This is a genomic window from Rhodococcus maanshanensis NBRC 100610 (genome assembly GCF_001894865.1).
GTDB lineage: Bacteria > Actinomycetota > Actinomycetes > Mycobacteriales > Mycobacteriaceae > Rhodococcus_G > Rhodococcus_G maanshanensis.
In genome coordinates, this window is sequence record NZ_BCXA01000020.1 from 137,768 (window position 1) to 148,901 (window position 11,134).

The window sequence follows — 11,134 nt, forward strand, 5'->3', positions numbered from 1 at the left end:
ACCCTTCTCATGCATGACGTATCTCACATACAGTATGTATGTGTTATACATGGCGCATGCCGAATGTCAAGGTCAGCCGCCGTGAGCAGTACGCCGAGAGCACCCGGCGCGCGCTCCTCGACGCCGGGTTGGCGCTGTTCGTCGAGCGCGGGTTCGGTGCCGTGTCGGCGGAGGAACTGGCCGCCACGAGCGGCGTCACCCGCGGTGCGCTGTACCACCACTTCGACGGCAAACAGGGTCTGTTCGAGGCGCTCTTCGAGGAGCAGGAGGAGCGCGCAGCGCGGCGGGTCGGTGCGGCGATGGCCGCGCACGAGGACCCGTGGGATCGACAGTCCGCCGGGCTGGACGAGTTCCTCGCGGTGTGCGCCGAACCCGACTACCGCGAGATCGTGCTGCTGCAGGGCCCGGTCGCGCTCGGCTGGGATCGGTGGCGCGAGCTCGACCAGCGGTACCTGCGGGGGCTCGTGCTCGATGACGTGCGCGCGCTGCGCGAGGCTGGGGTGATCCGCCCGCACCCCGACGAGCTCGTCGCTGCGGCCGTCTTCGGCGCGATCACCGAGATCTCGCTGGCCGCGGTCCGCGCGCCCGATCCCGTCCTCGCGCGCGAGGAGGCGGCCCGGGTGATCTTGGAGCTGCTGTCCGGTCTGAGGGCCTGACCGGTCGGGAGAACGTCGAGCGGCGCCTCCCGATGCACTCCGTCGACGAGAATTGTTCGATAGGTTGAAAGCCCGCGCCGGATCAGCCGATGAACGCCTTCTTCGAGGAAGCGAGCTGACAGATGTCCAGTTTCCCGGGCCTTGCCCACATCGCGATCACGGTATCGGACCTGTCCGCCAGCACCGCTTGGTACAGCGCATTGTTCGGGGCGGCGCCAGTGCTCGACGAGGACGAGGCGTCGGGAACCTTCCACCACACCGTGTTCGCACTCGACGACGGAACGCTCTTCGGGCTACACACCCACACCGGTGGTGGTACCCCCACGACATTCGATGAACGGCAAGTCGGTCTCGACCATATTGCGTTCCGGTGTTCCTCCGACGAGCTGCCCGGATGGCGGGATCGGCTCGACACCCTGGGGATAGCGCATGGCGGGATCAAATCAGCGCACTACGGATCCGGTCTCTCCTTCCGGGATCCGGACAACATCGCCCTCGAGTTCTTCGCGCCGCCGGCGTAAGCACTCGGCGGTTGTGTCGCGCACTGTCAGGGCGTTCACTGGAGGTGGATTCGTGGTTCACCACACGTCTGAGGAGGCTCGGCATGAAGCGGGCAACGCCATCGACAACGCGGAGGACCTACGACGTTCTGCCCCACGAGGGCGACGCGGCGCACTGCTGGGAGGTGCACCAGTACGGTTCGCGCGAGCACAGCTACTTCGGCACCGAGCGGGAGGCGATCGCCGCGGCGCGTGAGCTGGCGCACGCACACCATCCGGCGAAAGTGGTGCTGCACGGGCGAGACGGCTTCGCATACCGTGAATTCACCTGCTAGCGACGGTGTTTCACCCCCTCGGTTCGGGACGTGAGGAGGGTAGGCCATGGCGGCTCGGCCCGAGGAGTGGGCGAGCGGCGAGGACTATCAGCGTTACATGGGGCGGTGGAGCCGCCTGGCCGCCGTCGGTTTCCTTCGCGGTCTGCCGCCACTGCCCGCGGCGGCCTGGTGCGACGTCGGGTGCGGGACGGGCTCGCTCACGCAGGCGATACTGGCCGGCGAACAGCCGGCTCGGGTCCTCGGGGTCGACCCCTCGGTCGGGTACCTGGCCGCCGCACGCGCACGGGTGTCGGATGAGCGGGTGGAGTTCGAGGTCGGCAGCGCGGCGGCGATCCCCGCGGCCGACCGCGAGTTCGACCGGGTGGTCTCGGCGCTGGTGCTCAACTTCGTGCCCGATCCGGGAGCGGCGCTGGCCGAGATGACCCGGGTCGCCCGGCCGGCCGGGCTGGTCGCCGCCTACGTGTGGGACTACGCGGACGGCATGGACATGATCCGACTGTTCTGGGACGCGGCCGTCGAGCTGGACCCGGCGGCCGCTCCGCTCGACGAGGGGCGCCGGTTTCCGCTGTGTCGCCCCGAGCCCCTGCGCGAGCTGTTCGCTTCGGCGGGATTGACCGAGGTTCGGGTCGGGCAGGTCTCCGTGGACACGGTGTTCGTGGACTTCGAGGACTTCTGGCGCCCGTTCCTCGGTGGTCAGGGGCCTGCCCCCGGGTATTGCACGAGCCTGACCGAGGACCATCGGGCGGCTCTGCGGGAGTCGCTTCGCGCCACGACCCCGCGCACCGCCGCCGGTGCCGTCGCCCTCCGCGCGCGGGCGTGGACGGTTCGCGGTCGCCGGCCGTGACCACGCCCGATCCGAGGGTGATCGCCGACACCTTGCCATCGACTGTTTGTCGATATATCGTCGAACACGTAATTGACACGAACAGTCCGAGGAGGCTGACATGGAAGAGATCCAACGAGAGCACGGGCGCGGCAGGCGCAGGCCGGGACGTGAGGGGCGAGATCGTCGTCGCGACGGGTTCGGCCCCGGGTTCGGTCCGGGAATGGGTTTCGGGCCCGGTCACGGTCCCGGCGGCCAGCGGCTCGGCCGTGGGCGTGGGCGTGGTGGCCGCGGGCGGCGCGGCGACGTGCGTGCCGCGGTGCTGCTGCTCCTGGCCGAGGGGCCGATGCACGGCTACGAACTGATCCAGCGAATCGTCGAGCGCAGCAACGGTGTCTGGCGTCCCAGTCCCGGCTCGATCTACCCTGCGCTCGCGCAGCTCGAGGACGAGGGCCTGGTGTTGATCGAGAAGGTGGCCGGCCGCAAGACCGCGCGCCTGACCGAGTCGGGCGTCGCGTACGTGGAGGAGAACAAGGCCGACCTGGGGAATCCGTGGGACGAGGTCAGCGCGGGCGTCGGCCAGGAGGCGCAGGACCTGCGCGGACTGATCGGGCAGCTGATGGGTGCGGCCGGTCAGGTCGCCGCGGTCGGGACGCCGGACCAGATCCGCAAGGCGGGCGAGGTGCTCACCGAGTCCCGCCGCGCGCTGTACCGGATTCTCGCCGACGATCCGAACCCGACGGCCAACCCCGCGGCTCCTGAAGGCGCAGAGCCCGAGCCCCAGGCGTGATCGGCAACCGAAGCAACCGGACCGTACTGAAATCGTGACCTCCATGTGGTCCCGCGACCGGAGCCACCGCGTGCATGATGTGCGTCGTGAACCGGATCGATTCGAGGCCGTCTGGGGTGGGGGCGGGTCGCAGGATCGTCGCGATCGTCTCGCTGACGTGTGCCGCCACCGTCCTCCCGCTGGCGGCTGCGGACGCCCAATCCAGCACCACCCAGGGTGCGGGGTCGATCTCCGAGACCCCCGAGAATCCCGGTCCTGCGCAGGCGACCCACGCCGACGCGGCCGCCTTCGCCCGCAGGCACCCCGGCAGCGCACCGCCCGGATCGAACGACTTCTCCTGTAAACCCTCCGCCGCCCATCCGCGTCCGGTGGTCCTCGCCCACGGCACCGACGCCAACGCCTACTCGGACTGGTCCGCGATCGCTCCTGCCCTCAAGTCGGCGGGCTACTGCGTGTTCGCCCTGAACTACGGGGGGAAGCCGGGCGGGGACTCGTTCGGGACCGAGGACATGCGGGTCAGCGGTCAACAGACCGCCGACTTCGTGCAGAGGGTGCGCGCGGCAACCGGCGCCGAGAAGGTCGACCTGGTCGGGTTCTCGCAGGGTGCGACGGTGACGAGGTACTTCGTCAACCGGCTCGGCGGGGCCGCGGTGGTCGAGCGGTGGGTCGGGGTGGCGTCGCCGTCGTACGGCGGGGTCTTCTACGGTCTGGCACCGGTCCTCGACGGAATCCCCGGCGGGGCCGAGGCCATCGAGGCGATGCTCGGGCAGGCGGTCGGCCAACAGATCCAGGGATCACCGTTCCTGGACGCGCTGAACGAGCCAGCCGACACCGTCCCCGGCGTGAGCTACACCACGATCGGAACCCAGTACGACGAGATGATCCAGCCGGCGTCGAACGTCGCCCTGCGCGGTCAGGGCGCGACGAACGTCAGCATCCAGGCGCTGTGCCCGCAAGACCGGACCGGGCACATGAACATGGTCTACGACCCGTTCACCATCGGCCTCGTGCTCCGGGCGCTCGATCCCGGTGCCCCGGAACCGATCTGCGCCCCGGTCGCGCTCGGGACCGGGATCCCGCAGATGATGTACGAGAGCAACTTCGGCGGCAGCAGCGACGGCAGCTGACCCGGTCACCCGTCCCGCGGGTCCTCAGCCGGCGGGCAGCACCTCGGCCATCACGCGCAGCGTGTTGCCGCCCATGATCGCCCTGATGTCGTCGTCGCTGCGGCCGCGGTTGCGCAGTTCCTGGGTGATCACGGCGATCTCGCTGGTGTCCCATGCGACGGTGGTCGCTCCGTCGTAGTCGCTGCCGAGCGCCGCTGTCGCCAGGCCGCCGACCTCGATCACGTGCTCGATCGCGTCGACCACCGCTGCCGGGGTCAGCTCGCACACGGCCGCGTCCCAGTAGCCGATTCCGACCACGCCTCCGGTCGCCGCAACCCCGCGGATCTCGTCGTCGGTGAGGTTGCGGTTGACGTCGCAGGTGGCCTGCACTCCGCCGTGGCTCGCGACGACGGGCCGCGTCGCCCGTTCGAGCATCTCCTTGATGGCCGGGTGGCTGGCGTGGGCGATGTCGACGATGATGCCGCGCCGCTCCATCTCCGCGAACACCGTCCGACCGAGATCGGTCAGGCCGCCCTTGGCCTCGCCGTGCATCGAGCCGGACGCCTCGTTGTCGAAGAAGTGGGTGAACCCCGCCATCCGCATGCCTGCGTCGTAGAGCGCGTCGAGGTTCTCGGCCTTGCCCTCGAGGTTCTGCAGGCCCTCGACCGAGAACAGGGCGCCGGTCACGTTCTGTCCCGCGGCGCGGTCCGCGAGCAACGTCGCGAGGTCCTCTCGCGTCTTCACGAACCGGAGCCCGCCGTCCGAGTCCGCGGCCGCGTTCTCCAGCTTCTCCGCGTGATAGAGCGACCGCTGCAGCAGCGAGCCCCAGGTTCGTGGCGGCTGCAGCTGGGCGATCGTGAGGAGCTCGATGTTGTCGGTCTCGTCCGAGTTGGCGTCGTAGTTCTGGCCCTTCGGCGACTTCGAGACGGACGAGAACACCTGCAACGCCACGTTGCCGTCCTGCAGGCGAGGCAGGTCCATGTGGCCGCGGCCGGATCGCTCGAGGAGGTCGCGATCCCACATCAGGGTGTCCGAGTGCATGTCGGCGATCTGCAGGCTGTCGTGGAGCTCCTGCGTCTGCGCGGTCACCTCCGGCAGATCGCCTGGCACGACCTTGTTCATGCTTCGCTCGATGGCGCCGGGCGCGATCGTGAAGAAACCGACCAGCGCCACGACGATCAGGACCAGGGAACCGATCAGGACGCGACGGGGCCACTTGCGCTTCGGGGACGACATGCCGCGAATCCTAAGGCGTGCGAACCAGTTCTGATCGAGTGTTGGGCGATCTGGAACGGATGCCGCCGCCCCGAGCTCGGGGCGGCGGCATCCTCGGTGCTATTCGGCCAGCTTGGCGACCGCCTGTGCCCACAGGAAGAACTTGTTGGTGCCGAGATCGGCCACGGTGGTGATGTTGAATGCCGCCTTGAGATGTTCGGCATCGGAATCGCTGACCCCCTGAAGGGCAGCTACCGGAGCCTTGGCCAAATCCTCGATGGACTTGGTCTCCCATTCCTTGTCGAACTTGTTCGCGATTCCCGCCACTGTGACCTCCATCTGAGTTGGAACTTCACTGTCGGCGCACCGGAGTTCGGTACCCGGATTGCGCCAGTGCCCAGTCAATACCCCTTCGGGTGCGGTGTACATCACCGCGGCCCGGAGAGTTTCGCGTGGTTGTGGAGCGCGCGGCTGTCATGGAGGGCCCGCGGGCTTCCCTAGACTGTTCGTGACGTCGGACCCGACATGACGAGAACCGTGGGAGCAGATTCGTGAGTATTCAGCCCGTTCGCCTGTTCGGCGATCCCGTTCTGCGAACCCGCGCGGACGAGGTGGTCGACTTCGACCGGGAGCTGCACAAGCTCGTCGCGGACCTCGAGGACACCATGAACGACGAGGGCGGCGCCGGGATCGCCGCACCGCAGATCGGCGTGAGCCTGCGCGTGTTCACCTATCACTGCGGGGGCGCCGCGGGACACCTGATCAACCCGACCGTTCGAGTGATCGGTGACGAGGTCCAGACCGGCGTCGAGGGATGCCTGTCGATCCCCGGGGTGCGGGCCGAGTGCACCCGGGCGATGAACGCCGTCGCCACGGGCTTCTCGAAGTACGGTGAGCCGATCACGATCGAGGGCACCGGGATCCTGGCCAGGTGCTTCCAGCACGAGACCGATCATCTCGACGGGGTGCTCTTCCTTGACCGGCTCGACCCGGAGGCCAGGAAGGAAGCCATGCGCACGATCCGTCGGTCGGATTGGTTCGGTGCCAAGGAGCAGGCGCAGGCCGGTCCGTTCGGCCGGGCGGCGGTGCGCTGACATGCGGATCGTCTTCGCCGGTACCCCCGAGCCCGCCGTGCCCTCGCTGGCGCGGCTGCTGAAGTCGACCCGGCACGAGGTGGTCGCTGTCGTGACCAGGCCGGACGCCGTCGCCGGTCGGGGCAGGAAGGTCACACGGTCGCCGATCGGTCAGCTCGCCGACGAGCACGGCATCGAGGTGCTCACCCCGGCGCGAGCGTCCGACCCGGAGTTCCTCGAGCGGCTGCGCGCCCTTGAGCCGGACTGCTGCCCGGTGGTCGCCTACGGTGCGTTGCTGCCACGACCGGTGCTCGACGTCCCCCGGCACGGATGGGTGAACCTGCACTTCTCCCTGCTGCCCGCGTGGCGTGGCGCGGCACCGGTGCAGGCGGCGATCGCCGCGGGCGACGACATGACCGGCGCGAGCGCCTTCCTGCTGGAAGAGGGCCTCGACACCGGACCGGTGTTCGGGGTGATGACCGAGCGCATCCGCGGCGACGACACCGCGGGCGAGCTGCTCGGCCGCCTCGCGGACGGCGGCGCGGTGCTGCTGGAGTCCGTGCTCGACGGCATCGAGGACGGCGCGACGACGCCGGTGCCGCAGCCGAAGGAGGGCGTGTCGCATGCGCCGAAGGTGACCGTGGAATCGGCCCGGATCCGCTGGGATCAGCCGGCCACCTCGGTCGATCGACTGGTCCGGTCGGTCACCCCAGCGCCAGGTGCGTGGACGCAGGTGGGTGAGCTCCGGCTCAAGGTCGGCCCGGTACAGGTCACCGACGAGACCCTGGAGCCGGGACAGTTCCTGGTCCGCAAGGACGGCTGCTATGTCGGAACCGCGACGACCGCGGTTCGGCTGAGTCAGGTTCAGCCACAAGGTAAGAAGGCCATGGCGGCCGCCGATTGGGCGCGGGGAGCGCGCCTCGACCCCGAGGTGCGTGCACTGTGACCGAATCCCGTAGGCCCGCACGAGGAAAGCGCGATCAGTCGCGCGGCGGCGACAAGCAGGGCGCGAAGGGCGGCCCGAACACCCGGCCGCGCCAGGCCGGCAGGCCCGACCCGTCCGCGAGCGGGGTCGATCGGCCCCGGGTCGCGGCCCGCGACGTGCTGCGCGCCGTGCGCGAGCGCGACGCCTACGCAAACCTGGTGCTGCCCGGCCTGCTTCGCGATCGGAAGATGGACGGCCGGGACGCGGCGCTGGCAACCGAGCTCGCCTACGGGGCGTGCCGGGCGCAGGGCCTGCTGGACGCCGTCATCTCCAGGGGAGCGGGCCGGCCGATCGACGAGATCGACGGACCACTGCTCGACGTCCTGCGGTTGGGCACCTACCAGTTGTTGCGCACCCGGGTCGCCCCGCACGCGGCGGTGGCCACCTCGGTGGACCTGGTCCGCAGCGAATTCGGCGGCGGCAAGGCCGGATTCGTCAACGCGGTGCTGCGCCGGGTGGCCGAGAAGAGTGAGGACCAGTGGGTGTCCGAGCTCGCGCCCGATGCGGCCTCCGATCCGGTGGGGCACCTGGCCTTCGAGCACGCGCATCCCGTCTGGATCGCGCAGGCGTTCGCCGATGCGCTCGGCCCTGACGCCGGTGAGCTGGAGCGGGTGCTTGCCGCGGACGACGCGCGCCCGTCGGTGCACCTGGTGGCGCGACCGGGTGAGATCTCCGCGGAGGAGCTCGCGCTGGTGACCGGGGGCGAGATCGGTCCCTACTCGCCGTACGCGGTGCACCTCGACGGCGGCGATCCCGGCCAGCTCGATGCGGTCCGCGAGGGCCTCGCGGGTGTTCAGGACGAGGGCAGTCAGCTCGTGGCGCGGGCGCTGGCGCTGGCGCCGCTGGTCGGCGCCGACGGCGGACGTTGGCTCGACCTGTGCGCGGGACCCGGCGGCAAGGCGGCCCTGCTCGGTGCCCTCGCCGACATCGAGGGCGCCCGCCTCGACGCCGTCGAACCCGCCGAGCACCGGGCCGATCTGATTCGCAAGACGACAAGGGGCCTGCCCGTCGACGTACACGTCGCGGACGGCCGCGACCCCGGGCTGGCGCCGGGATTCGACCGGGTGCTGGTGGACGCGCCGTGCACCGGCCTCGGCGCGCTGCGGCGCCGGCCGGAGGCGCGCTGGCGCCGTCAGCCCACCGATGTGGCGGCGCTGGTCAAGCTGCAACGCGAGCTCCTCTCGTCGGCGATCGCGCTGGTCCGGCCGGGCGGGGTGGTCCTGTACTCGACGTGCTCCCCGCACCTGTCGGAGACCGTCGGAGTGGTGGCCGACGCGGTCCGCAGGCACGGCGTCGTCGCGCTGGACACCAGGGAACTGGTACCGGGCGTGCCCGAGCTGGGCGACGGTCCCGGCGTGCAGCTGTGGCCGCACCGGCACGGCACCGACGCGATGTTCATGGCGGCGCTTCGTAAGCCCGAATGAGGGGTCGGCGCGGCGTCACAGGAGGGTCAGCGCGTACGTCCCAAGCATGAAGGCGATCGGTCCTGACAGCCTGTCGCTGCGGGGCAGCAACTTGATGCAAGCGACAACCGCGGTTATCGCCACCATCGCCAGCAGTGCCTGGTCGACCACGGCCGCCATGACGAGCATGAGCGGCCCGCAGACGCCGACGCACGCTCGCCCGTAGCGCAGGCCGAATCGAGCGGATCCCGCCGCCGCGCGCCTGCCTCGTGGCGGGAGGGGAACGGTGCGATGGCAGGCGCGGAGAAAGCGCCGCTGATACGGCAGGAGCTGCCAGACGGCGGCGGCGCCCACCGTCATGGCGAGTACCACGTTGTCGTCCAGGTGCCCCCGGACGAAGGCGATCACGGGCAGCGCGGCCAATCCGCAAGCGACCCAAACCCCGAGATAGGCGGCGAGGAATATCGCGATCGCCCGCTGTCGGCGCCACCGCAGGCTGTTGATCCCGACGTGACGGATCGCGGGCAACGAGACGGGGACCATCATCGCGACGCACATGAGGGCCCAGAGCAGGATCGGGGCAGGTGCGATTGCGGCTTCGGTGCCCCCGTGGTGGCGCACCGAGGTCGGCGTCGATTCCGCGTGACCTAGGTGCAGCGCGATCGCCGACGCCCAGGCTGCCGCCGCGGCCACGACGGCACCGTACTCGGGGTGCCGCCGCAGGAAGCACCGAATGCGCGCGACGGTCGACGGTGAGCGAAGTGCGGCCGTCGTCATGCGCTCATCCGTAGAACAGGCTCACGCGCCCGATCCGTACGGGTGCCGCTCGCGCCGTCAGGGACTCCTCGGCGACCACAGGCGGAAGCTCGGTCCCCGGCGGCATGATCAGCGACAGCGGACGGAAGGACACGACCATCTGCTCGTCGTCCCACCTGCCCTGCGCACGCAGTTCGTCGATCCAACCGGTGATGTCGAAGGTGCGACGGATGCCATGGGGTCCGTCCGAGGCCGGTCCCGCAACCGAGAGGTGCTCGATGCCGAAGAAGGACACGTTCCCCACGTAGTAGGTGGTGTCGACAGTGCCGTCGGACGCGCGGGGGCCACTGACGAAGACTTCGTAGACCGTATCGGGGTTTCGTTCGGCCTCGATGTCTTCAAGGTTGAGATACACGTGGGCGGGCGAGTCCGATGGCAGCTCGCGCGCTCGCGACTCGAGAGTGCGGCGGTCGATCACCACATCGACGGTCGCGGGTGCGCCCGCGAGTTCTACGGGCCGTTCCGAGGCGCCGACGAACTCGGGCGGCGGGTCTGGAGGTGGACTCGCGCTCATCGCCTCAACCACCGCCTCGACGGCCGGCGCGCCGACGGTCTCGTAGACATATCTGAGCTGCGACCGCGTGTCGAGCACAGCGCTCGCCGTGGACCGGACCTGTGCCGCGGTCTCGTCGTGGAGCACGAAAGGAGTCGTCCGCCACTGCGTGTCGGGAGGGTTGGCTCGCCCGCCACCCTGGTCGATCCAGATCGACCACAGTCGGTCGATGTTCGAATGGTGCAGCCAGAAGATGGGGTCGAGGGCGGCCTGGTTCGGGTTGCCCATCCACCCGCCGATCATCCCATGGACGTCGTTGTGCGGGGTGAACTCGAGTTCGCCGTGTGCGCCGAAGAAATGCTGCGGGCCGGTCTTGCCGCCACCGAATGCGGGAGCCGGTGGTGGTGTGAACGCATCGAACGCGAGGGCCGCGGCGCTTGTCGTCACCGATTGAGGTAGCTGCGCGCCCATGTTCATCCCCGCGGACCGCTGGGTGACGAACAGGGGATTGGCGGTCCCGTCGGGCATGGTCGGGTCCCGGAACGCGGGCGGCAACGCCGCGTGACCGGGGTTCTCGTAGTTCCAGAAGGGAAGTGCCCAGTCGTGTGGTCCGCCTTGCGCGATGACCTCGGCGCGGACGATCCGCTCGAAGTAGTACAGGTACATCCGGTGCCATGGGAGGAAGAACCAGCTCCCATGCTGACATTGATTCCACACCGCTCCTGGCGGGACCGATGCGGACGATCCGTGCACCGCGGCAAGGTAGGTCCAGCTCCTCGGGTCGCTCGGCGCCCGTGCTTGCAGCGCCTTGACCGCGTTCGCGTAGGCGAGGGTGATCGGGTCCCACGGTGTGGTGGCCTCGAGAATCCAGATGTTCTTGCGTACGAACCGCTTGGGATACCTCCCGAAGGTGCCCCATTGCCATTCGGAGATGTTCTT

At 69.6% G+C, this 11,134-nt stretch carries 13 protein-coding genes; 9 read left to right on the forward strand and 4 right to left on the reverse strand.

Annotation, left to right across the window (positions count from 1 at the left end):
- Positions 1-56 precede the first annotated feature (56 nt).
- The 6 genes from RM1_RS11155 (at position 57) to RM1_RS11180 (ending at position 4,231) form a co-directional block, all read left to right on the forward strand.
- A complete protein-coding gene (locus tag RM1_RS11155) occupies positions 57-656 on the forward strand; it encodes a TetR/AcrR family transcriptional regulator (RefSeq protein WP_072751346.1) in 600 nt (199 codons plus the stop codon).
- Between the two features lie 122 nt (positions 657-778).
- Complete coding sequence (locus RM1_RS11160) at positions 779-1,177, forward strand: VOC family protein (RefSeq protein WP_072751347.1); 399 nt, start codon at positions 779-781, stop codon at positions 1,175-1,177.
- An 83-nt stretch (positions 1,178-1,260) separates the two neighbouring features.
- Positions 1,261-1,491: a DUF2188 domain-containing protein gene (locus tag RM1_RS11165; RefSeq protein ID WP_072751348.1), complete on the forward strand. Its 231-nt coding sequence runs from the start codon at positions 1,261-1,263 to the stop codon at positions 1,489-1,491.
- 46 nt (positions 1,492-1,537) lie between these two features.
- Positions 1,538-2,335 (forward strand): class I SAM-dependent methyltransferase, encoded by a 798-nt coding sequence (locus RM1_RS11170; RefSeq protein ID WP_072751349.1) that lies wholly within the window; start codon positions 1,538-1,540, stop codon positions 2,333-2,335.
- A 100-nt stretch (positions 2,336-2,435) separates the two neighbouring features.
- A complete protein-coding gene (locus RM1_RS11175) occupies positions 2,436-3,104 on the forward strand; it encodes a PadR family transcriptional regulator (RefSeq protein ID WP_072751350.1) in 669 nt (222 codons plus the stop codon).
- A gap of 77 nt (positions 3,105-3,181) precedes the next feature.
- Positions 3,182-4,231 (forward strand): esterase/lipase family protein, encoded by a 1,050-nt coding sequence (locus RM1_RS11180; RefSeq protein ID WP_072751430.1) that lies wholly within the window; start codon positions 3,182-3,184, stop codon positions 4,229-4,231.
- 24 nt (positions 4,232-4,255) lie between these two features.
- Here RM1_RS11180 and RM1_RS11185 read toward each other — a convergent pair whose 3' ends face one another.
- Positions 4,256-5,446 carry a dipeptidase gene (locus tag RM1_RS11185; RefSeq protein ID WP_072751351.1) on the reverse strand — a complete coding sequence of 397 codons (1,191 nt, stop codon included), beginning with the start codon at positions 5,444-5,446 and terminating at the stop codon, positions 4,256-4,258.
- A gap of 99 nt (positions 5,447-5,545) precedes the next feature.
- A complete protein-coding gene (locus RM1_RS11190) occupies positions 5,546-5,752 on the reverse strand; it encodes a hypothetical protein (RefSeq protein ID WP_072751431.1) in 207 nt (68 codons plus the stop codon).
- A 224-nt stretch (positions 5,753-5,976) separates the two neighbouring features.
- Between RM1_RS11190 and def the strand changes: the two genes are divergently transcribed.
- The 3 genes from def to RM1_RS11205 are packed head-to-tail and all read left to right on the forward strand — an operon-like array spanning position 5,977 to position 8,907.
- On the forward strand, positions 5,977-6,519 hold the full coding sequence (gene def / locus RM1_RS11195; RefSeq protein ID WP_072751352.1) for a peptide deformylase: 543 nt from the start codon (positions 5,977-5,979) through the stop codon (positions 6,517-6,519).
- A 1-nt stretch (position 6,520) separates the two neighbouring features.
- Positions 6,521-7,444 carry a methionyl-tRNA formyltransferase gene (gene fmt / locus RM1_RS11200; protein ID WP_072751353.1) on the forward strand — a complete coding sequence of 308 codons (924 nt, stop codon included), beginning with the start codon at positions 6,521-6,523 and terminating at the stop codon, positions 7,442-7,444.
- Entirely contained in the window at positions 7,441-8,907 is a 1,467-nt protein-coding gene (locus tag RM1_RS11205) for an RsmB/NOP family class I SAM-dependent RNA methyltransferase (RefSeq protein WP_072751354.1), read from the forward strand. Before fmt ends, RM1_RS11205 begins: the two co-directional genes overlap by 4 nt.
- 15 nt (positions 8,908-8,922) lie before the next feature.
- Here the strand turns inward: RM1_RS11205 and RM1_RS11210 are convergent, their stop codons facing one another.
- Entirely contained in the window at positions 8,923-9,663 is a 741-nt protein-coding gene (locus RM1_RS11210; RefSeq protein ID WP_072751355.1) for a DUF2182 domain-containing protein, read from the reverse strand.
- 4 nt (positions 9,664-9,667) lie between these two features.
- Positions 9,668-11,134: tyrosinase family protein (locus RM1_RS11215; RefSeq protein WP_072751356.1), on the reverse strand; the 1,467-nt coding region annotated here is incomplete at its 5' end.

Excerpts from the sequence above, each read along its gene's own strand:
- RM1_RS11160 (WP_072751347.1), top strand. The coding sequence starts at position 779 with ATGTCCAGTTTCCCGGGCCTTGCCCACATCGCGATCACGGTATCGGAC.
- RM1_RS11180 (WP_072751430.1), top strand. The coding sequence starts at position 3,182 with ATGTGCGTCGTGAACCGGATCGATTCGAGGCCGTCTGGGGTGGGGGCG.
- RM1_RS11155 (WP_072751346.1), top strand. The coding sequence starts at position 57 with ATGCCGAATGTCAAGGTCAGCCGCCGTGAGCAGTACGCCGAGAGCACC.
- RM1_RS11175 (WP_072751350.1), top strand. The coding sequence starts at position 2,436 with ATGGAAGAGATCCAACGAGAGCACGGGCGCGGCAGGCGCAGGCCGGGA.
- RM1_RS11210 (WP_072751355.1), bottom strand. The coding sequence starts at position 9,663 with ATGACGACGGCCGCACTTCGCTCACCGTCGACCGTCGCGCGCATTCGG.
- RM1_RS11170 (WP_072751349.1), top strand. The coding sequence starts at position 1,538 with ATGGCGGCTCGGCCCGAGGAGTGGGCGAGCGGCGAGGACTATCAGCGT.
- RM1_RS11185 (WP_072751351.1), bottom strand. The coding sequence starts at position 5,446 with ATGTCGTCCCCGAAGCGCAAGTGGCCCCGTCGCGTCCTGATCGGTTCC.
- fmt (WP_072751353.1), top strand. The coding sequence starts at position 6,521 with ATGCGGATCGTCTTCGCCGGTACCCCCGAGCCCGCCGTGCCCTCGCTG.
- RM1_RS11165 (WP_072751348.1), top strand. The coding sequence starts at position 1,261 with ATGAAGCGGGCAACGCCATCGACAACGCGGAGGACCTACGACGTTCTG.